The organism is Brevibacillus nitrificans (genome assembly GCF_003710965.1).
Classification (GTDB): domain Bacteria; phylum Bacillota; class Bacilli; order Brevibacillales; family Brevibacillaceae; genus Brevibacillus; species Brevibacillus centrosporus.
The window spans coordinates 13,955-33,744 of record NZ_RHHU01000011.1 but is presented as its reverse complement, the minus strand read 5'-3'; the positions used below and the strand labels follow the sequence as shown (position 1 = coordinate 33,744).

At 52.4% G+C, this 19,790-nt stretch carries 19 protein-coding genes and 1 riboswitch; of the genes, 10 read left to right on the top strand and 9 right to left on the bottom strand.

All coding sequences use genetic code 11. The annotated features are described in order from the left end of the window. Positions 1-15: 15 nt before the first annotated feature. Both EDM59_RS18120 and EDM59_RS18115 read left to right on the top strand, forming a co-directional pair. Complete coding sequence (locus EDM59_RS18120) at positions 16-1,230, top strand: MFS transporter (RefSeq protein WP_122925200.1); 1,215 nt, start codon at positions 16-18, stop codon at positions 1,228-1,230. A gap of 132 nt (positions 1,231-1,362) precedes the next feature. Beyond that, positions 1,363-2,616 carry an MFS transporter gene (locus EDM59_RS18115; protein WP_122924917.1) on the top strand — a complete coding sequence of 418 codons (1,254 nt, stop codon included), beginning with the start codon at positions 1,363-1,365 and terminating at the stop codon, positions 2,614-2,616. 87 nt (positions 2,617-2,703) lie between these two features. Here EDM59_RS18115 and EDM59_RS18110 read toward each other — a convergent pair whose 3' ends face one another. Further along, a complete protein-coding gene (locus EDM59_RS18110) occupies positions 2,704-3,243 on the bottom strand; it encodes a GNAT family N-acetyltransferase (RefSeq protein ID WP_122924916.1) in 540 nt (179 codons plus the stop codon). A gap of 231 nt (positions 3,244-3,474) precedes the next feature. Between EDM59_RS18110 and EDM59_RS18105 the strand changes: the two genes are divergently transcribed. Further along, entirely contained in the window at positions 3,475-4,020 is a 546-nt protein-coding gene (locus EDM59_RS18105) for a flavodoxin family protein (protein WP_122924915.1), read from the top strand. A gap of 85 nt (positions 4,021-4,105) precedes the next feature. Here the strand turns inward: EDM59_RS18105 and EDM59_RS18100 are convergent, their stop codons facing one another. Together EDM59_RS18100 and EDM59_RS18095 are read right to left on the bottom strand one after the other, a co-directional pair. Further along, positions 4,106-4,963 (bottom strand): pirin family protein, encoded by an 858-nt coding sequence (locus EDM59_RS18100; RefSeq protein WP_122924914.1) that lies wholly within the window; start codon positions 4,961-4,963, stop codon positions 4,106-4,108. A 36-nt stretch (positions 4,964-4,999) separates the two neighbouring features. Next, positions 5,000-5,386 carry a DoxX family protein gene (locus tag EDM59_RS18095; protein WP_122924913.1) on the bottom strand — a complete coding sequence of 129 codons (387 nt, stop codon included), beginning with the start codon at positions 5,384-5,386 and terminating at the stop codon, positions 5,000-5,002. A gap of 128 nt (positions 5,387-5,514) precedes the next feature. Here EDM59_RS18095 and EDM59_RS18090 point away from each other — a divergent pair, with 128 nt between their 5' ends. Beyond that, a complete protein-coding gene (locus EDM59_RS18090) occupies positions 5,515-5,880 on the top strand; it encodes a winged helix-turn-helix transcriptional regulator (protein WP_122924912.1) in 366 nt (121 codons plus the stop codon). Positions 5,881-5,953: 73 nt separating this feature from the next. On the opposite strand, the gene EDM59_RS18085 is transcribed toward EDM59_RS18090, so the two are convergent. The 5 genes from EDM59_RS18085 to EDM59_RS31100 form a co-directional block, all read right to left on the bottom strand. Next, the gene (locus tag EDM59_RS18085; protein WP_281274581.1) at positions 5,954-6,823 is read right to left on the bottom strand and encodes an NAD(P)-dependent oxidoreductase; all 870 of its coding nucleotides are present in this window, start codon (positions 6,821-6,823) and stop codon (positions 5,954-5,956) included. Continuing rightward, positions 6,824-7,642, bottom strand: coding sequence for a pyrroline-5-carboxylate reductase dimerization domain-containing protein (locus tag EDM59_RS18080; RefSeq protein WP_122924910.1), 819 nt, complete (start codon positions 7,640-7,642; stop codon positions 6,824-6,826). Positions 7,643-7,738: 96 nt separating this feature from the next. Further along, entirely contained in the window at positions 7,739-8,422 is a 684-nt protein-coding gene (locus EDM59_RS18075; protein ID WP_122924909.1) for a zinc metallopeptidase, read from the bottom strand. 220 nt (positions 8,423-8,642) lie between these two features. Further along, positions 8,643-13,172 carry a glutamate synthase-related protein gene (locus tag EDM59_RS18070; protein WP_122924908.1) on the bottom strand — a complete coding sequence of 1,510 codons (4,530 nt, stop codon included), beginning with the start codon at positions 13,170-13,172 and terminating at the stop codon, positions 8,643-8,645. 244 nt (positions 13,173-13,416) lie between these two features. Beyond that, positions 13,417-13,557, bottom strand: a complete 141-nt coding sequence (locus EDM59_RS31100; protein ID WP_170184504.1) for a hypothetical protein — start codon at positions 13,555-13,557, stop codon at positions 13,417-13,419. 195 nt (positions 13,558-13,752) lie between these two features. Between EDM59_RS31100 and EDM59_RS18065 the strand changes: the two genes are divergently transcribed. Together EDM59_RS18065 and EDM59_RS31615 are read left to right on the top strand one after the other, a co-directional pair. Beyond that, complete coding sequence (locus tag EDM59_RS18065; protein WP_122924907.1) at positions 13,753-14,058, top strand: class I SAM-dependent methyltransferase; 306 nt, start codon at positions 13,753-13,755, stop codon at positions 14,056-14,058. A 20-nt stretch (positions 14,059-14,078) separates the two neighbouring features. Continuing rightward, the gene (locus tag EDM59_RS31615; RefSeq protein ID WP_281274577.1) at positions 14,079-14,201 is read left to right on the top strand and encodes a hypothetical protein; all 123 of its coding nucleotides are present in this window, start codon (positions 14,079-14,081) and stop codon (positions 14,199-14,201) included. Positions 14,202-14,293: 92 nt separating this feature from the next. Here the strand turns inward: EDM59_RS31615 and EDM59_RS18060 are convergent, their stop codons facing one another. Next, entirely contained in the window at positions 14,294-15,589 is a 1,296-nt protein-coding gene (locus EDM59_RS18060; RefSeq protein ID WP_122924906.1) for a glutamate-1-semialdehyde 2,1-aminomutase, read from the bottom strand. A 149-nt stretch (positions 15,590-15,738) separates the two neighbouring features. Here EDM59_RS18060 and EDM59_RS18055 point away from each other — a divergent pair, with 149 nt between their 5' ends. The 4 genes from EDM59_RS18055 (at position 15,739) to EDM59_RS18040 (ending at position 19,279) form a co-directional block, all read left to right on the top strand. Next, positions 15,739-16,584 carry a protein phosphatase 2C domain-containing protein gene (locus EDM59_RS18055; RefSeq protein WP_122924905.1) on the top strand — a complete coding sequence of 282 codons (846 nt, stop codon included), beginning with the start codon at positions 15,739-15,741 and terminating at the stop codon, positions 16,582-16,584. Positions 16,585-16,678: 94 nt separating this feature from the next. Continuing rightward, positions 16,679-17,689, top strand: coding sequence for an ABC transporter ATP-binding protein (locus EDM59_RS18050; protein ID WP_122924904.1), 1,011 nt, complete (start codon positions 16,679-16,681; stop codon positions 17,687-17,689). Further along, positions 17,682-18,476 (top strand): ABC transporter permease, encoded by a 795-nt coding sequence (locus EDM59_RS18045; RefSeq protein ID WP_122924903.1) that lies wholly within the window; start codon positions 17,682-17,684, stop codon positions 18,474-18,476. Before EDM59_RS18050 ends, EDM59_RS18045 begins: the two co-directional genes overlap by 8 nt. Positions 18,477-18,481: 5 nt before the next feature. Further along, entirely contained in the window at positions 18,482-19,279 is a 798-nt protein-coding gene (locus EDM59_RS18040; RefSeq protein ID WP_122924902.1) for an ABC transporter permease, read from the top strand. A gap of 121 nt (positions 19,280-19,400) precedes the next feature. Next, positions 19,401-19,555: riboswitch (FMN riboswitch) on the top strand. The last annotated feature ends 235 nt before the right edge of the window (positions 19,556-19,790 follow it).

The window sequence follows — 19,790 nt, the reverse complement described above, 5'->3', positions numbered from 1 at the left end:
AGGGAGATGCAGCCGATGGAGACATGGCGGCGTAATCTATACGTATTGTGCGGCTCACTGTTTGTTGTCATGATGGCGATGAGTATGATCATGCCGTTTTTGCCGCTGTACATTCAGCAGGATTTCGGGATTGAAGATCCCCACGAGGTCACGGCTTGGGCGGGAATCATATTTGGGGCAAACTTTTTGACGGCCGGTCTGGTTTCTCCGATATGGGGAAACCTCGCCGACAAGCACGGACGAAAGATCATGATTTTACGGTCGGGCTATTTCATGTCCATCACGGTAGCGCTGACGGGCTTTGCGGGAAGCCTGTGGCAGCTGCTGGCTTTGCGTTTGATCAACGGCTTGGTCGGTGGAATCATCCCTGCCAGCACTGCACTCGTCGCCTCATCCGTACCAAAGGACAGAATCGGGTGGGCGCAAGGAATGCTTCAATCCTTCGTGACAGCAGGAACGATCATGGGGCCGTTATTTGGCGGGGTATTGGCTGGCCGTATCGGGTTTCGGATGATCTTTGTGATCACGGGCTGTCTGCTGCTGCTCGCGACATTGGTCATCACGTTTACGGTGAAAGAGAACTTTGTACCACCCGAAAAAAAGGACCGGTCCAATCTGCGGGAAGATTTTCAGATGATCTTCTCGTCCAAAGAACTGCCGGCGCTCTTTTTTGTAACCGTGATGATTCAGTTTGCCTTGTTCAGCATCGTACCAATTCTGCCGATTTACATCGCGCAGCTGTTGGGTTCGGAAGGCAGCAGGGTCGCGCTGTGGGCAGGGATTGTTCAAGCGGCGATGGGCGTGGCAAACGTCGTTGCGGCTCCGCGGCTAGGGATTTTGGGGGACCGGTTTGGCTCGCAAAAAGTGCTGCTGTTCGCTTTGCTGGCGTCGGCCATTATCTTTATTCCGCAAGGCTTGGTCGCAACGGTCTGGCAGCTGGTCATCCTGCGCTTTTTGCTCGGTCTGTCTTTGGGAGGATTGCTGCCATCCGTCAATGCCCTGCTGCGCCGAGCGACACCGACACATATGATCAGCCGGGTTTACGGCTACAATCAGAGCTTCGTCAGTATCGGCAGCATGCTCGGTCCCATGATCGGCGGCTTTTTGGCAGGCTATGTCAGTATCGAGGGTGTCTTTTTCATGACGAGCGCCTTTTTGCTGATCAATGCGGGCTGGGTGTACTACACCTTTTTCCGTCACAAAGGCACTATACAGGGAATGGGCAGCTAAACTATAATAAAGAAAATTTTTGAAACGAGGTGTACCTCCCTTGTGATTCTGAGTCGGTATGAACGAGTTTTGACACGTTCAACTAAATAGGCGGATATTCTTTTATCTGCAGCCGACTGGGAGGTACCTTTTATGTGGAATAGAAGGTTTATTTTCCTCTGGGGTGGTCAGACGTTGGCCAATCTGGGGGATGTTTTTTATCTTGTCGCGTTTATTTCCGCCGTCTACGCTGTGACAGACTCTGTCATGTATACTTCGCTGATCCCCGTCATTAATCTGACAGCGCAATCAGCGGGGGCGTTGACGGCTCCTTTTGTTTTCCGAAGACTGTCACTGCCGCAGATGCTGGTGGTATCCCAAGGGAGCAAAACGCTTTTCCTCGCTGCAGCTGTACTGGTTGTTCCATTGGCTGAAGATAAGGGACCTCAGCTCGTCTCGGCTCTTTTGGCAGTAGGAGCAGCGATTGCTTTTATGGATGGATGGTCAAATCCAGCGCGAAATTCCCTGGTTCCTCAGGTGGTGCCGCGATCAGAGCTGATGAGAGCAAACGGTTTGCTGGCAACGTCCGATCAAACGGCTTTCTTTGCCGGCTGGGCGCTGGGGGGTGTACTGGTCGCCTGGATCGGGTCCGGCTTGGTTATTTCGGGAACGGTCGCCGCTTATGTGGTATCGACGCTTGCGATGGTAGGGGTTGCACCCAACGAGGGTCGGGAGCGTGCCCAACCAAAAGCGGAGGCAGGGAATCCAGGCCTTCTGACCGGCTGGAGGTTCATCCGCACGAATTCCATGGTACGTTTCGTTGTCACCGTGGATGCGGTGATCGGGCTGGCGAATGCCGTTTGGATTGCAGCGATCATGCTGCCTTTTGCCGTGCAGGAGCTGGAAAAGGGAGAAGAGTGGTGGGGCTACATCAATGCCGGTTACCTGCTGGGAGCTATCATGGGAGGCATCCTTCTGCTGGCCAAAGCGCAGCGGATGCAAAAGCACTTGTCACGCTGGATCATGGCAGGGATCATTGGCTCCGCAGTGGTTACCGTCGGGTTTGGAAGCAGCACGCATCCACTGCTCGCCCTCTTCTTTTCCTTTGCCTTGGGTCCCTTGTACGAGGTCCACGCCATCTCCAAGCAAACCTTGCTGCAGCAAGCCACTCCCGAGGAACGTCTGCCGTATGTTTTGTCTGCAAAAGGGGCGGTTGATGCCATGGTTTTCGGGATTTCTGCCCTGGTCATGGGGGCGTTGGCGGAATGGCTGGGGACGCGGACCGTGTACTTTTTGTCTGCAGGTATTTTGTGTGTAGCGGTTTTGTTCGCCTGGCATTTTCGCAGGCTGCAGCATCAGCACATAGAATGCGAGTACGGTAGCTATGGAAGCAACGATCATGTGTAAAAAATAAGAAGAAACCTCCTCTCAAAGCAGCGATTGCCTGCAATCGAGAGGAGGTTTTTTGATACAGAAAAATGACTGGGGACGTCATCAGTGCTTCCAATGCAGCACTTCATCCGGATTGGCCACACTGCGGCCGTAGTATTGTTGGGCACGGAAGTTATGGATCTCCTTACAGGCCTTTGCCATATTCTCGAGGACGACCTCCTGAGGCAGATTCTCATGGGGGCTCCAGTAATAGATGTTCATTTCATACGTCTCGCCATTTTCTTCTTCCCAGCTGTACCGGATGCGGTCTGCTTTTACAAATCCGTTCTTTTGATAAAAATGGACTCTCTTGATGGTATCTTCGTCATTTCGATCGATAGGCTCTACCTCTAGAATGATGTCCTTTCCTCTATTTTTGAGTGACGAAATAACCTTGGTGCCGATCCCTTGGCCACGTGTGGCAGGATTGATCAGGAGGTAATCGATGAAGATAAAGGTTGGAAACTCTGCGTACAGCAAAAGGAATTTGTCGGTATCGACTTTGCGGTAAATGTCTGTTTCCCGGATGAGCGCCTGAATCTGGCCTTCCTTTTTCATTTCATATTCTGGAAAGTATTCATTGAGTCGGTCATACCAATCCATGAGTTATTCCCCCGCTTGATCACTCGTGATAAACCCTCTATAGCTTATACACATTTGCCCATAACCACTCAGGCACTGCAGGGATTGACAGACCAGTTGCACCCACTGAGGATACAGATTTGTTTTTATGCAAAAGGTGATAAAATAGGAAGCAAATAGCAGCTGGCAGGGATATGCTCTATCGCTGAAGCTCCATCCCAAGCCACCAATTGAAAGAACGGAGTGAGAGAGATGAAGATTTTGGTACTGCAAGGCAGCTCGAGAGAAAATGGCAATACGGAGCAGCTGAGCCAGCTTGTTTTGAACGGGATTCCGCATACACAAATCCATTTGCGCGAAAAAAACATTCGGGCGATCCACGATCAGCGGCATGACCCAGAGGGCTTCACAGCTGTAGACGACGATTACGATGCGATCGTGGAAGCCGTGCTGGAGCATGACGTGATCGTTTTTGCCACCCCGATTTACTGGTACGGGATGTCTGGATTCATGAAGGACTTCGTGGATCGCTGGTCGCAGAGCCTGCGCGACAAGCGCTACAGCTTCAAGCAAGCCTTGGTGCAAAAGCAAGCGTTTGTCATCACGACAGGCGGCGATGATCCGCGTGTGAAGGGCTTGCCTCTCATTCAACAGTTCCAATACATCTTTGGTTTTGTCGGCATGCCATTTGCGGGATACATCATCGGGGAGGGCAACAAGCCTGGCGATGTTCTGCAGGATAAGCGAGCAGTGGCAGAGGCGAGTGTTTGGAACGAGCAGTGGAGTGCTAAGAGATAGAATAGGAAAAAGACCGGGAGTGGATGGCCGGTCTTGGAGAGCGAGGAACCCCCAAAGAGGTTGGGGGTTTCTTTTTTTCGGTCAGTTAGCGATGGGGGGTAAAAAACGTCCCGTTTCGGTAATCCTCATATGCCTGCCGGATTTCTTCCTCCGTATTCATGACAAAAGGTCCATGTGCGACGACTGGCTCGCGCAGAGGTTCACCGGCAAACAGCACGAGCTGCATTTTTTCGTCCGCCGCTACCCGAATGCTGCTCCGTTTTTCTCCGTTTGCCGGGCCGAGCCACAGCACTTGCCCTTTTTTCGCTTGAACGGCATTTTCACCAAAAGTGCCGCTTCCCTCCAGGACATAGATGAAGCCATTGTAGCTGCCAGGAAGATCCTGTGTGACTGACGCGCCGCTCTCGATTACCATATGGACAAACGTGACGGGAGCATAGTTGAGTGTGTCCGAGATGACTTCCCCAGAAGAACCCGAGTACACTCGGATTTGGGCGCCATCCTCTTGACGAACAGGCACATCCTGAGCACTTATATTCTGGTAGCGCGGCTCTGCCATTTTATGTTTGCGCGGCAGATTGACCCACAGCTGCAGGAGATGGACGCTTTCTCCCTCTGCTGGCGATTCCTTATGAACCACGCCTCGACCTGCCGTCATGAATTGCAGATCCCCTTTTTGGAGCACTCCTCCACCGCCAGTCGCGTTGTCGTAATGCTCGATGCTGCCATCGATTACGTAGGTGATGGTTTCCATCCCGCGATGCGGATGGACATCAAAAGCCCCTTTTTGAAAGCGATCCTCCATCATCAGCAAGAACGGATCGAAATCGGCCCAGTAACCGGGCAGGAGAACGGGTGCCGCCCGGTGCACCTGGCTGATTCTGCGTTCGCTAGTTGTCCAGACTTTTTGGATCTCGCGAGGAAGGCTGTATTCGTGATTCATCAGATTCTCCCCTTTTTTTGAAAAGATTGCTGTTCATTATGAGAGCAGGCTGTATGGACCGGAGCCATAATAGGCGAGCAGTAACGAGGCACCCAGCAGAGCCAGGTTTTTATTGAATTGAATGCGCTGCATGGCCACCTGCATGGGATCGGTAAGACCCCAGAAACGGTGAACGATAAACGTGGTCGGCAGCAAAAACAGAACCAGCAGAAGGGCTCCGATTTTGGCGTACAGGCCCAGTGCTACACTAAGGCCACCGAGGATAGCCAGTATGACCATGATGGCTGCGGACATCGCAGGAAAAGGAGCTTTGGATTTTTGCGCCATTTCCTTGGTGTGTTGGAAATCCTTCAAATGAGCAAAGCCCGCTGCCACAAAGATAAATGCGAATAAAACGCGTCCTAGCAGAATCAAAATATCCATGAGATGAATCCCTCCCGTACATGAGTGCTCGCTTCATGTGTTATTATGTTAGCAATCAAGAAGCTACGGAAGTACGCACTTTGAGGTGGTTTGGTATCCTCAACGATACTAGTAGGGAGGAGAAGGTCATGAAGCCCGTACCCAGTTTGTGTAAAGTCGGTAACACGCTCGATATTTTTGTCGGCAAGTGGAAGACTATTATACTTTTGCATCTGCTGATCGGAGGAACCAAACGATTTAGCGAGCTGAAAAGCCTGATCCCGGAGATCACACAAAAGGTGCTCACGGCACAGCTGCGAGAGCTGGAGGAGCAGGATATTGTCGAGCGGCACATTTATCCTGAGGTTCCTCCACGGGTCGAGTATTCCATTACGGAGTATGGAAAAACGCTGCAGCCCATTCTGAACATGATGCATGAGTGGGGAGAATCGCACAAGCAGCACATGAATGAGAAACAAAAACGCCAAGACGATGCCATGGCGAATGAATCGTGAAGAGAGAATGAAAAAACACCCCTTATTTCTCCGTTTAAAAGGCGGAAATAGGGGGTGTCAGTATTTACAGCTCTTATCCTTCCAAATGCTTGATGATCGCCATCAGGTCCAGATCTCCCAGACCGTTCTCCAAAGCGTGCCGGTAGCTGGCGTTTGCCGATTCTGCCAAAGGGGTGGATACGCCTGCTGCTGTCGCCAGGCGCAAATCCTTCGCCATATGCTTGAGGGCAAAGGCAGCTGGAAAGTCATCGGCCAAAATAGACGCTGCTTTGCCGCGAATGAGTGGGGTTCCGACTGCACTTTCGGAAATGATGTTCAGCATCTGATCTGTGCTGATTCCGAGCGAGCGGGCAAATAACAAGGTCTCTGCTACACCCTGCACGGTGATGCCAAGCAGCAGGTTGATAGCCAGCTTTGCAGAAGTTCCCGCACCGTTTGGCCCCAGATGGATCGCCGCTTTTCCGAGTTTGTCCAGCAGCGGCTTGGCTTGTTTGTAATCTGCTTCATCTCCACCCACCATGATGACGAGAGTACCTTCTTTTGCTGGCCCCACACTCCCCGACACAGGGGCATCCAAGAAGCGTAGGCCCGCTTGCTTGCTTTCACCCGCGATCCAGCGAGAGGTATCGGGCGAGATCGTGCTCATATCGATCGCCAGCTTGCCCTGTGCGGCTGCCGCAAAAATCCCTTCTGGTCCGCTGTAGACTGCTTTGACCGCATCGTCGTCACTGACCATCGTAAACAAGATATCGGATTGCTCCACCAGCTGCGATACCGTCGGGACCGGTGTTGCCCCCAGGGTGAGCAGAGGGGAAGCCTTTTCCGGTGAGCGATTCCAGACGGCTACCTCATAGCCTGCGGCAAGCAGGTTGCTCGCCATCGGAATCCCCATGTTACCCAAACCAATCCAACCTATTTTCATCGTTGCAATCTCCTTTTTCAGTTATAGCGTTGAATTCTGTTTATGAATCATTTGCTTGAGCATGTCATGCTTGGACGCTGTCATGTCAAACAGCTCGTCAAATCCTTTAGGGAGCGTCTTGTCCAGAACCCGCAGTCCTTCCTCGGTAATGCCGCCCTTGGTTGCCACACGCTCGATCAACTGATCAAAGCCGAGCTTTTCGTTTTGCAGGAGCGTAGCAGTTCCGAGCATGGTTTCAACGAGCATTTCCCGTGCTAGCTCAATAGACAGCGCAGGAGTTTTGCGTACAGCTGCCTGCGCGTAAGACTCGAGTATTCCAGCAATCAAGCCAGGTGCGCTGCTCGTCAAAATCGTCGCCGTCTCTATTTCTTCCTCCGCTATTTCCTGTGCCACGCCAATGCGCGATAAAAGCCACTTCAATTGCTCTCGCTGCTCAGAAGAAAGACGCTCGCTGCAAGCAAACAGGGAAACGCCGCGCAGCTCAGAAGAGGTGACGGTCGGGATTACTTTACTGACGGAGCCTGTATGTACGCCTTCCAAATCGGCAATGCTTACGCCGGCTGCGACCGAGACTACATGCGTCTTCGCAGGGATAGAGAGTGTACGCAGCAAAGGAAGAATTTCGAGTGGCTTGGTGCAGATGAAGAGGATATCCACCTGATTGCACACCGCTTGAGCCGTGTCCGCAATTTTCAGGTCGTATGCTGCTCGCAGATTGTCTGCTTTTTCCCGGGTTCGGTTGAAAACAACTAGTTCCTCTGGAGCGACAGCACCGCTTTTGCAAAATGCTTTTACGAGCATTTGACCGATACTGCCCAATCCGATAATTCCGATATTCATTGGCCCAACCTCCTAGGTGATATTGTAACGCAAGCCAACGAAAAAAGGTACAGCACCCGCGAAGGGGAAGGCTGTACCTTGGGAGGCTGTTGGATATTAGTCTTCGTCAGAGCTGCGGAAGATCATGATGTACTTCGCCAGCTCCAGGACGGAGATCAAAGCGGCCGCTACGTAAGTGAGAGCAGCTGCACCGAGTACCTTGCTGGCTTCACGTTCTTCGGTGTTGCGGATGAAGCCCATTTGCACCATCAGCTTTTTCGCCCGGCTGCTGGCATTGAACTCAACCGGCAGTGTAATCAGCTGGAAGGCAACGGCAGCGGAGAAGAAGATAATCCCGATCAAGAGAAGTCCAGTCATTTTGAAAAAGAACCCAGCCAGCAACAGCAACGGAGCTACACCCGACACGAGGTTGACGACCGGAAAGATCCGGTGACGAGCTACCAGCATCGGATAGGAAACTTTGTGCTGGATCGCATGGCCTACCTCATGGCAAGCAACGGACAGAGAAGAGATAGAGTTGCCGAAGTAAACGGAATCCGACAGGCGCACTACACGAGAGAGAGGATCGTAGTGGTCTGTCAGCGTACCTGGAATATGCTCGACTGGAACGCTGGTCAAGCCGTTTGCATCCAGCATCCGACGTGCCGCCTCTGCGCCGCTCATCCCGGAGGAGGCAGGGACATTTGCATATTTGTTAAACGTGCCCTTTACGCGAAATTGCGCCCACAGGGAAAGCAGGAACGCAATTATGATCAAAAAGTCCATGGGATGAAAAAACATTCACAATCACTCCTTATAGTAATCGTTCGTATCTGTACGATTGCAATTTCATTACATCATTGTGTCCCATATCTATGTATACGAATATCCCATCTGGCAGTTTCATTTTTTATTGTACAATCCATGACCATGTTTTGACAATATTATCACGTGCTTATATGTATGACAAAAGGAACTCCTCCAATACCCAGGAGGAGTTTGAAATGCAGGTATTCAGTGATTACTCGGTCGAGACAGAAGGGTCTGCCTGCTCTTTTTTGGGGGAAATCATGATGAACTGCGAGGCAGCATCATCGCTCCAAGCCTGGACACGCCCTGCCGTTTCATATTGGGCAGTAGCGAGCAGCTCTTGCACATACGCACCGAGCAGCTCCTGAACATCCTGTAAGCCCTGCTTGTCGAGGGAGTACAGGAACACTTTTGCTCCCTTGGCAATCCGGCGTTCGAGCGCAGCTTTGTCAAAGCCCATCTCCGGCGTCAGCTTGACGTAGACGACACCTCCTGTCATTCCTGCGCAAATCCATGGGCCCGGATCCCCGAGAACCACCGCACGGCCATTTGTCATGTATTCAAAGGCAAAGCCCTTCAGGTTTGCCCGCGCCCCGATTCCCCCCAGCTCGTCGCGGATCGGCTCCGTTATTTCTCCGCCAAAAACGACGTCTGCGCCAGATAAGCGGATGCAGGCGCGAGAGTCAGCATTGCCCTGCACGACAAACAGTCCCCGTTGCGCCCCGTAGCCAAAGCTTTTCCCGACAGATCCGTTGACGAAGGTACCGCGCAGCCCCTTTGCCTTCAAAACGGAGATGCGGCCGCCAAAGCTCGTTTTTCCCACTCCATCCTGCGCGCCTCCTTCGACGCGGATATTTACGCCCTGGACGTTGTAGGCAGCCAGGCCATTTCCCGGTACACTGCCTTCCACGAAGTGCAGAGAAACCTCTGGCAATGACGTGTAGCTTCCATCCAGATGATTTTCGACTCGCGCACCTGCCCAACGGCTGCCCAGTACACGCTCACCGGAGAGGATGCGCTTGAACGTTTGTTGGATAGGGCGTCCGTCTGAAAAGGAATCGCTGGTATGGCTGCGAAGGGACGTGGCTGCTGCGACCAATATGCGATCCTCTGCGGAGACGGTATCCGTCATTTGCCCAGTAAGCGGATGAACGTGTAAAAGGGAAGTAAGATCGATTTTGTCCAGCAGTCTCGTCTGTACCAAGAGATCGGAGCGTCCGACCAGGTCCTGCGCACGGGTAAAGCCGAGTGCAGCGGTTATGCGTCGTACCTCTTCGCCAAACAAGCCAAAGAATGTCTTGAGCCCGGAGACGGCGAGGTCCGTTTGCCGGGGAACGAAGCGGCGAAGTCCTTTTTCATGGGCTTCCTCTATGCTGTCGATCTGGGTAGCAATCCCGACATGGCAGGTATCCAGATGGCAGCCACGGCAAGTCGTGCAGCCGACCGCGATCATCGCAAGCGTCCCAAAACCGATACGGTTCGCACCCAGGAGCATCAGTTTCACGACGTCAGCGGCACTTTTTACGCCCCCGTCTGCCCAAAGCTCGACCTGATCGCGCAGACCAGCCTCGAGGAGGGCGTTATGCGCTGCTTTGACGCCGATTTCCGCAGGCAGTCCGACATGCTGCAGGGCGTGGACGCGGGCAGCTCCTGTCCCACCGTCGAAGCCCGACAAAGTAATAAAATCCGCTCCGGCTTTGGCAATGCCTACCGCAATCGTTCCGATATTGGGCACGATCGGTACCTTTACGCAAATTTTGGCTTTGTCATTGGCGGTTTTCAGTTCGGTGATCATTTGCGCCAGGTCTTCGATGGAGTAGATGTCATGGTTGTTGGAAGGGGAGATCAGATCCGACCCGATCGCGGCATTCCGAGCAGCAGCGATTTTGGCTGTGACCTTCGAGCCTGGCAAATGCCCCCCTTCTCCTGGCTTTGCGCCTTGCCCGATTTTGATTTCCAAAAGGTTTGCGGCGTTTGCCAGCTCGATGTTGATGCCAAAGCGGCCGGATGCGATCTGGATGCCGCGCGTTTTCCGATAGCGCCCGAGCATGTCCTTAATCTCGCCGCCTTCTCCGTTCATACAGATCATATTCAGTTGATCCGCTGCCTTCGGATAGGCGCGAAAAGCCGTTTCGTTTTGGGAGCCAAACGACATGGACGAGATGAGGAACGGCAGCGAGTGCTCCCCGACGCTGATGTCCACCTGCTCCGGTTCTACATGGGCAGCCGCTTTGTCAAAGGCAAAGTCAGCCGTATGACGGATCGCGATGGGATTTTCCCGCTCGTTTTCATCCAGCTTCAAAGCGTAGTCCGAGTAGGGAATATCGCCGGCAGCCATCTGTCCGATCAGCTTCCACAAGCGAGGGAAGATATGGAACGTCTTGGATTCACGTGCCGTTTCGCTGGAAAAGTCGTGATGGCGGCGAATGCTGTCCTCCTGCAGGTCGGCAAGCGACAGTCCGGCATGCTCCGAACCACAGAAGTTGACGATGCCAAGTGCTGCGGCAACCTCATCTTGCAGACCGATCGATGAGAAAAGCCGGCCGTAGCCGCGCAGCTCGTGGATGCCGAGCGTGGAAATGACCTTTTCCAAGCCTTTGTTCAAAGCGCCATATAAATGACCTGGAGCCGTTTCGGTATTTTTGGCAGAGGCAGTGGCAAACATCAGGTAGGGAGAAACAGCATCAGCACCTGACCCGATGGAAAGGGCAAGATCGTGGAGGGAACGGATCGCCCCGGAGCGCAAAATCAGACTCGTCTTGCGGCGCAGGCTGATCCCGTCCTCTGCAAAAGCTGTCTTTAGGCTTTGATCGACGACCGAGATGGCGAGCAGCGGATCGATCCAGTAATGCTCCTGCTGGTGGGTGTCCGTATCGTCCAGAATAATCAGCACTGCTCCCTTTTCTACAGCCTTGACAGCTGCCTGGCGCAGTTCATTCAGACCAGCGGCATACCCGTCCTGTCCATGGAAATGAGTAGAGAGAATAGCAATGCTGGTTGGATGGTTATGAAAGGCATGAATGATTTGTTCCAGAGAAAGAGTCCCTTGCTGGCGAGCGGTTTTTTGCAGGGATTGCCCTTCCAAAAGGATGGGAGAAGGCAGTTCCAGCTGCGGTGTCGTGACTGATTTGGAGGCGAGCGGTACGCGGGAGCCGAGGAGGATGCGTGTGGAGAAGTGCTCCATCTCACGGTCGCGGTCGATGGCTGGATTCGTGACGACAGCTACACTTTCTTTCATGTAGTCCGCCAGATTCTGTCTTTCCTTGGAAAGGGCGCCGAGCGGGCCGTCATGCCCGAGGGAGCGGATCGGCTCTGCGCCGTTGGATGCCATTTGCTCCACCAGCTGGACCTGTTCACGGTCCCAGCCGAAAGCACTGTAAACGGAGGAAGTCGGAGCAGGGACATCAGGCTCCGTAGACAGAGCTTCCAGATCATAAGCAAAATGCAAATGCTGACGGGATTTATTCGGCTGAATTTTCTGTGAAAACCTCTCGTAGACGACCTGTTGAAGCTGATGATGCAAGATGACTTCTACGGGTTTGTCTTTAGGAAGGTGCACCGCTACCTTTTCGCCGGGTGCGAAAGCTTTGGGCTCGCTCGCCATATCGTGAACGCTGATGACTCCTTGCTCCGAAGAGAAATAAAGCGAAGTCGCACCTTCGACCATCCAGAGAGGACGCAGCCCGAGGGCATCTACAGCAAATACACACTCCGACGAGTAGCGGGAAACGATGCCGACCGGGCCTTGTGCGAAATGTCCCCATGCTTGGCGCAGGTATACGTAGAGATCCTGCAAGTGCGAAGGAAGGCCCTTCATTTCGTGATGAATCGGAGGGAAGACGACTTCCATGGCTTCAAACAGGCTCAGTCCAAAGCGGTGGATGAGAGTCTCGATAGTCCGGTTGAGGTTTTGCGAATCGCTGCCGCCATCTACGAGAGGCACACCCAGCATCCTGGCCTCTTCCTCCAGCTTGCTGATCGTGTTGATCTCGCCGTTGTGACCCAGCAGGGAGAAGGGCTGCACGCGAAAGAAATTGGACAATGTATTGGTTGAATAACGGTTATGACCGATGGTAACAGATGAAACGAAGCGCCCGTCGGCTACGTCGTGGAAGTATTGGGGCAGCAGATTTGCCGAGCCCATCAGCTTGTAAGCCGTACTGACCGGACTAAGCGATGCGACATGCACGTGGGAGGCTGCCTCTAGTGTGACATGAATAGCAAACAGCTTACGGGCATACTCGGCTTCTGTCAGCTCTTCCGACGACCACACGGCGAGCTGCCAAAAGATCGGCTCATCCCGCTTGCCGTTTTTTCCAAGGACAGTGGAATCAACAGCATTTTCGCGCTCCAGCAAAATAGTCAGTCCCGCTTGAGTGAAAACAGAGCGAATTTCTTGCTGAGTCGCTTGCGTATCATGACCTTTTTGAGGAATGAACAGATGAGCGATGGAAAAGCGTGGATCATAGGCATGCGACCGATCGAAACCGGCGTCATCCAGGTAATCAGACCAGAGCGCGCGAGGAATATCCGTCAATATCCCGCAGCCATCCCCCTCGCCGTTGATAAAGCCGGAGCGGTGTTCCATCTGGATCATGGAGCGAATGGTCTCATCTACATTGCTGCGAGTCGGACTCCCCTGTTTTTCAATGACACAAACGATGGCGCAGCTGTCATGCTCGATGCGATGATACTCGCGAAACTGTTCGATGGTTTCTTTTTTCTGGTCTCTATTCAGCATGATTCCGGTCAGTAGAGGAACTGACCACCCACCTCCCGTTAAATATTCTGAAATTTCTAACGATATTGTAGGTTTTAGGATAACACGAACAGAAGGTCAGCACAAGAAAGGGACAGGTTACGCGAAAGGATGTAAGCGCTTGCTGTGCAAGAAAATATTTCTGTTCAATAAAACGGTTGATATTTCACGAAAAAAACAGACACACCCTGACCGGTAAGCGGCGGGATATGTCTGTTTCAGATGGTTAACGATCGTGATTTTGCGTCTTGTGATGTTCGGTTTTTCTCGGTTTTTGGAAACCGACGACTTCGAGCATTTTGGAGCTCTCTTTGGAGTCCAACGTTTTTTCAGGTGCTTGTGGATACATATGCTCACCTTTTGACAACCGGGATCCCTCCTCTTGGGTAACTGCATGAGTAGTATTCCCGAAAGGCTTGGGTCATGGCATAGGAAACCGTTCCCTACGCTCGTTTTGTTACGGCTTGCTTGGGGGAGTGTCTGATGGATCACCGGCTTGACAGGATTTCTAGTGAAACTCACGAAAAGAAAGGGAGTACCTAAAAATTTACAGTAGGAGTAGATGATTCATTTCCAAAATGATCGAAAACAAGCTCCGTGCTGCTGGCTGTGTGTCGCAGAGGAAGAGGCCCAATTGCTCATCTCAGCAGCGCGGACGTATGCTGAAGGCGACCTTTTTGAACCTCTGCCCGCCACACTGCTCAGCCGTGTCGACGTTCTCATAGCCAATGTACCCTACGTGCCAACCGACTCGATCAGGCTGCTTCCCCCAGAGGCGCGAATATACGAAGCGTCTGTAGCCTTACATGGAGGCGAGGGTGGGCTGGACGTAATGCGGCGAGTGGCAGGCGGGCTGCACGCTGGCTGATTCCGGGTGGACACGTATTGGTGGAGACGAGTGAACGACAGGTGCCAAAGACCGTCGATATCTTCAAAAGCAGCGGATTCATTCCGCAAGTGGCAACGGACCCAGAGCTGGATGCTACGATTGTGATTGGTATTCGACCCTAGCCTGTTTGGCAGATGGTAACATGACGATAAATACACACAAAGAAGAGGCAGTCAGAAGATTTCCTGACTGCCTCAATCCTTTTGAAGCCACTTTATTTTCCGTTAAGGGCGGCAAAGGAACGATCGACTGCTGCGATCGTTTCGTGAATGTCTTCTTCCGTATGTGCAGTAGTAACGAACCAGGCCTCGTATTTGGACGGAGCCAGGCAAATGCCTTCATCCAGCATCAGGCGGAAGAAACGGGCGAACAGCTCCCCGTCTGCTTTTTGGGCTGCATCGTAATCGTGTACCGGCTCGTCCGTAAAGTATACTGCCATAGCGCCTTTGACGCGGTTGAGCTGGATGGTTACATCGTGCTTCTCCGCCGCCTGGCGAATTCCAGCTTCTAGCATGGCACCCAAACGCTCGAATTCGTCGTAGACTCCTGGCTGCTGCAATACTTCCAGGCAAGCGATGCCGGCGCGAATAGACGCTGGATTTCCTGCCATGGTTCCGGCTTGATAAGCTGGCCCCAGCGGAGCGACCTGTTCCATGATTTCTTTGCGGCCACCGTAAGCTCCGATCGGTAAGCCACCCCCGATAATTTTCCCCAGAGCAGTCAGATCTGGCTCGACTCCGAGCAGATTTTGCGCTCCGCCGTAGCAGAAGCGGAAAGCCGTAATCACTTCATCGTAAACGACGAGCGCACCGGCTTCGTGCGTGATTCGATTGACTGCATCCAAAAAGCCTGGCTCTGGCGTCACGATACCGAAGTTTCCAACGATTGGCTCAACGAGAACGGCTGCTGTCTCACTGCCCCAGCGTTTCATTGCATCTGCAAATGCTTCGACGTCGTTGAACGGGACGGTAATCACTTCGTTCGCGATGCTTTGCGGAATACCCGCACTATCTGGAATGCCGAGTGTGGATGGTCCAGATCCAGCCGCTACCAGGACGAGGTCAGAGTGGCCGTGATAGCAGCCGGCAAATTTGATGATTTTGACACGGCCTGTGTAGGCGCGTGCGACACGGATGCACGTCATGACCGCTTCCGTACCGGAGTTATTAAAGCGGATGCGCTCCATGGAAGGAATCGCTTCGCGGATCATACCGGCAAACTTCACTTCCCAAGGAGTAGGCGTTCCGTACAGCGTACCGTTTGCTGCTGCTTCGCAAATGGCTTGTGTGACATGAGGATGGGCGTGGCCCGTGATGATGGGGCCATAGGCTGCCAAATAGTCAATGTATCGATTTCCGTCCACGTCCCAGAAATACGCTCCCTGGGCGCGTTCCATGGTGACGGGGGCACCGCCTCCTACAGCCTTGAAGGAGCGGGACGGGCTGTTGACGCCTCCCAGAATCACATCCATGGCTTGTTGGTGCAGGTGTGCGGATTTTTCACGGTTCATTCTTTTACCCTCTTTCTGTCCAAAAGGTCTTCCCTATCTTACCACAGCCAAAGAAAAGGTGGGTATGCAAGGAGATGTCTGGAAGGGGAAAAGGAAAAATGATACAATTTTCCAGCAACTGAATATGGGGAAAGAAGGCGAATGTCACGATGAAAATGGAATGCATATGCGTCGCCGGCAGCAGCAAGATGAATGAGGATGCGTACGTCACGAATCAGACGAAGCATCTTTTTGCAGTTGTGGATGGAGTGTCTTCGCTCGTTCCGTATGAAAATGCGGAGGGACTGACAGGAGGTGCGATTGCTGCCCAACTCGTGAAGCAGCACCTGGAGGAGGAAAATGGGGAGCAGAGCTTACCCGAGCTGTTGGCTGCAGCAAACGAAAGGCTCTACGCATGTATGCGCGATGACCGGATCGATCTGGAGAAAAAGGAAGCCCTGTGGGGAGCAGCGTGTGCGGTTGTTCGCGTAGAGGATACGTTTATCCATTATGCCCAAACCGGAGATTGCATGATTTTTGCCGTTTATGCAGACGATACGGTACGCGCTCTTACACACCCGCAAGTCAGTCACTTAGAGCAGGCTGCCTTCGCGAAATGGGAGTCCTGTATTTCCGCAGGTATCCGTCAGCACTCGGAGCTGATGGAGCACTGTCGTGACATCCTTATTTCCAACCGCTATCAGGCCAATACAGAAGGTGGATATGGTGTCCTCAATGGAGAATCTGCCTGTCCTGACTTTATAGAGTCTGGACGAATCAACCGTACCCAGCTGCGAGCCCTTGTCCTGCTGACAGATGGTTTGCTCCTGCCTCGCCCCTATGGAGAAGTCGAACCGAGATGGGAGGAGACGGTGCTTCCGATTGTTCACAAAGGACTACAGAGGTATGCAGACGAGTTAATTGCGTTGGAAAACAGCGATCCGGAATGCGTCCGCTACGTACGCTTCAAAAAATCGGATGACAAAACCGGAATCGTCCTGCACTTGAGTGAATGAATTTCCAGCACATTGAATTTTGCACATTCATAGCCTGTCATATACACTAACAGATGGAATGCATCCGCAAAGAGACACAAAAGGAAGGTAAACCATGATTCAAGTGAAGCAGCTGCAAAAGGAGTTTCGCATTCACCAGTCCCGAGCCGGATTAGGTGGTGCTTTTCGTGATTTGTTCAGCCGTGAATACAAGACGGTGAAAGCAGTGGATAATCTGTCTTTTACGGTGGAAGAAGGGGAAATGTTCGCGCTGATCGGGGAAAATGGCGCGGGTAAGTCCACTACGATCAAAATGCTGACGGGCATTCTCACGCCGAGCAGCGGAGACATCGTCATCAATGGATTTGTTCCATTCAAAGAGCGCGAGGATTACGTACGCTCCATCGGTGTCGTATTTGGCCAGCGTTCCCAGCTCTGGTGGGACTTGTCCCCATTGGAGTCCTTTCGCTTGCTCAAAAGCGTTTACAAGGTCGATGACGCAGAGGGCGAGAAATGGCTGGAGCGGCTGATCGAGGAGCTAGATATAGGCTCCTTCGTAAGTCAGCCCGTTCGCAAGCTCAGCCTGGGGCAGCGGATGCGCTGTGAGGTAGCAGCATCGTTGATCCACAAGCCACGCTTGCTGTTTCTCGATGAGCCTACGGTCGGGCTGGACGTTCTGGTCAAACAAAAGATCCGCGAGTTTCTGCGCAATTTGAATGAGACGGAAAATATGACCATTTTGCTGACGACACATGACGTGTCCGATATTGAGGCGCTCTGCAAGCGAGTGCTGGTCATGGATAAAGGCAAGCTGATTTTCGACGGACTGCTCAGTGATTTGAAAGAGCGCTGGGGAAATGGGACAGAGGTATCCTTCCAGATGAAAAAGCGCACCAAGGCTTCCGAGCTGCGAAACGTTTTGGGGGATATGCCCTGTACGATCGAACAAATCAACGATTATTCGCTGCGGGTGCAGGTGCCGCGCAGTCAGGAAATGCTGCCGTTCGTTTTGTCCACGGTCATGGCATCGTTTGATGTGAGTGACGTGAAGATCATGGAGACCAGCACAGAGGACATCGTGCGCAACATTTACCGGACGGACGGCGAGGTAGCGAATCATGCATAAGCTTTACATGGAACTGATTCGCATGCGCTTTTTAACCATGCTGGCCTACCGGGTCAACTACTACAGTGGCATCATCATTTACGCCATCAACATCGGGGCGTATTACTTTTTGTGGGGAGCCATTTACGGTGGACAGCAGCAGCTGGGAGGGCTGTCTGTAGCGCAGATGACCTCTTACGTGGCGATCGCCTGGATGTCCCGGGCCTTTTATTTCAACAACATCGATATGGAAATCGCCCAAGACGTGCGGGAAGGGAAAGTTGCGATCGAAATGATCCGGCCGTACAACTACCTTTCCGTGAAAACGGCACAGGCATTTGGCGAAGGGATCTTCCGCTTTTTGTTTTTTGCGGGACCGGGCATCTTTTTGATCAGCCTGATCATTCCGTTCCACTTCCCAGCGACCGCTCAGGGCTGGGGACTTTATCTGCTCAGCTTGCTGTTCGCCTTTCTGATCAATACGCAGGTGAACCTGCTGACAGGGCTTCTGACGTTTTTCATGTTCCGCAATGACGGGATGATTCGTGCAAAACGGGTCATTGTTGACCTGATGTCTGGTTTGGTGCTGCCGATCAGCTTCTTTCCAGGATGGGCGCAAACGCTGATGGGCTTTTTGCCTTTCCAAGCGATCAACTACTATCCCAGCCTCATTTTCACTGGTGCGACCTCGGCCGCGAGAGCATGGCAGCTGATTGGATTTCAAGTGATCTGGATGGTTGTGATTTTGATCCCGATCCTGATCTTGTGGCGCATGGCTCGCAGCCGGCTCGTCGTACAGGGAGGGTAGAGATCATGCAAAATGCAAAACACATCTACCGTATTTTCGCGGATTACTTAAGCCAGTATTTCAAGACCCGGCTTGCGTATCGCGCAGACTTTTTAGGCGATCTGGCATCGAATCTGATCTCCGAATTGATCAACCTCGTGTTCATTATCGTCGTGTTCCAGCACGTTCCGCTCATGGGTGGCTGGTCACGCGATGAGATCATCTTTATCTACGGATTTTTCCTGGTGCCGTATGCGCTGTTTTCCATCTTCTTCGGATTCTGGGATTTCAACGAGCGCTACATTATCCGCGGAGAGATGGACCGGATTTTGACGAGACCTGTGCACAATCTGGCGCAAGTATGTCTGGAGTCCATCGCACCTGACAGGATTTTCGGGGTGATTTCCGGTCTGATCATCATGGGATACGCAACGATTCAGCTGAAGCTCGATTTTTACTGGTACGATCCTATTATCTTTATCGTGCTATCCGTCAGCGGAGCGTTGATCTATGGCGGGATCTACACAGCCGTTTCTGCAATCAGCTTTTTCTCCGACTCCCGGACGGGGATTTCTCCGATGATTTACAACATCCAGCAGTACGGGCGCTATCCGGTAGACGTTTACAACAAGATCATTCGGTTTGTGCTGACGTACATCTTGCCGTTTGCTTTTGTCGGTATTTATCCCGCCGCCTACTTTTTGCGAAAAGAGACGTGGTACACCTATGCGGCCATGACTCCGGTGGTGGCTGTCATTTTCTTTGGCATCGGGCTTGTGGTCTGGAATATTGGAGTGAGCAAGTATAGAGGAGCGGGTTCCTAGCCCGTTCTTTCTTTATTGTTTGTAATTCCTACAAAAAACATCGGAAAAATGCTGAAATCGCATTTTCAACTATTGTCAAATAAAAAATCAGCTGTATAATATGCTGTATACAACAACAAACACATTCCTTCGGGGCAGGGTGAAATTCCCGACCGGCGGTGATCATGCGAAGCTGCATGTAAGCCCGCGAGCCTCCCGAGCTGATACACAGCAGGGAGTGCAGGATCTGGTGTGATTCCAGAGCCGACAGTACAGTCTGGATGGGAGAAGGATGACGACAGTACGTTACCACACGTGCTTGTTTCCCTGTGCAAACGGGATAAGGGGCGATTGATTTTTCGCAGCCCTTCTGTTTCTCGTACTTATTTTTGCATCAGGAATTGTCATGCGCCTGCAAAAAGCCCTGAGGATCTTTCTTTCCTCGGGGCTTGTTTTCGTTTGCACAAGGTTCAGGATGTGTGGGTTCACGATCACTGTTGCCATTCCTCAAGAAGGAGAAAAAATGAGGAGA

Excerpts from the sequence above, each read along its gene's own strand:
- EDM59_RS18055 (WP_122924905.1), top strand. The coding sequence starts at position 15,739 with ATGAAAATGGAATGCATATGCGTCGCCGGCAGCAGCAAGATGAATGAG.
- EDM59_RS18045 (WP_122924903.1), top strand. The coding sequence starts at position 17,682 with ATGCATAAGCTTTACATGGAACTGATTCGCATGCGCTTTTTAACCATG.
- EDM59_RS18095 (WP_122924913.1), bottom strand. The coding sequence starts at position 5,386 with ATGGATATTTTGATTCTGCTAGGACGCGTTTTATTCGCATTTATCTTT.
- EDM59_RS18120 (WP_122925200.1), top strand. The coding sequence starts at position 16 with ATGGAGACATGGCGGCGTAATCTATACGTATTGTGCGGCTCACTGTTT.
- EDM59_RS18110 (WP_122924916.1), bottom strand. The coding sequence starts at position 3,243 with ATGGATTGGTATGACCGACTCAATGAATACTTTCCAGAATATGAAATG.
- EDM59_RS18065 (WP_122924907.1), top strand. The coding sequence starts at position 13,753 with ATGATTCATTTCCAAAATGATCGAAAACAAGCTCCGTGCTGCTGGCTG.
- EDM59_RS18075 (WP_122924909.1), bottom strand. The coding sequence starts at position 8,422 with ATGTTTTTTCATCCCATGGACTTTTTGATCATAATTGCGTTCCTGCTT.
- EDM59_RS18080 (WP_122924910.1), bottom strand. The coding sequence starts at position 7,642 with ATGAATATCGGAATTATCGGATTGGGCAGTATCGGTCAAATGCTCGTA.
- EDM59_RS18050 (WP_122924904.1), top strand. The coding sequence starts at position 16,679 with ATGATTCAAGTGAAGCAGCTGCAAAAGGAGTTTCGCATTCACCAGTCC.
- EDM59_RS18115 (WP_122924917.1), top strand. The coding sequence starts at position 1,363 with ATGTGGAATAGAAGGTTTATTTTCCTCTGGGGTGGTCAGACGTTGGCC.
- EDM59_RS18040 (WP_122924902.1), top strand. The coding sequence starts at position 18,482 with ATGCAAAATGCAAAACACATCTACCGTATTTTCGCGGATTACTTAAGC.
- EDM59_RS18100 (WP_122924914.1), bottom strand. The coding sequence starts at position 4,963 with ATGAATCACGAATACAGCCTTCCTCGCGAGATCCAAAAAGTCTGGACA.
- EDM59_RS18060 (WP_122924906.1), bottom strand. The coding sequence starts at position 15,589 with ATGAACCGTGAAAAATCCGCACACCTGCACCAACAAGCCATGGATGTG.
- EDM59_RS18105 (WP_122924915.1), top strand. The coding sequence starts at position 3,475 with ATGAAGATTTTGGTACTGCAAGGCAGCTCGAGAGAAAATGGCAATACG.
- EDM59_RS18090 (WP_122924912.1), top strand. The coding sequence starts at position 5,515 with ATGAAGCCCGTACCCAGTTTGTGTAAAGTCGGTAACACGCTCGATATT.
- EDM59_RS18070 (WP_122924908.1), bottom strand. The coding sequence starts at position 13,172 with ATGCTGAATAGAGACCAGAAAAAAGAAACCATCGAACAGTTTCGCGAG.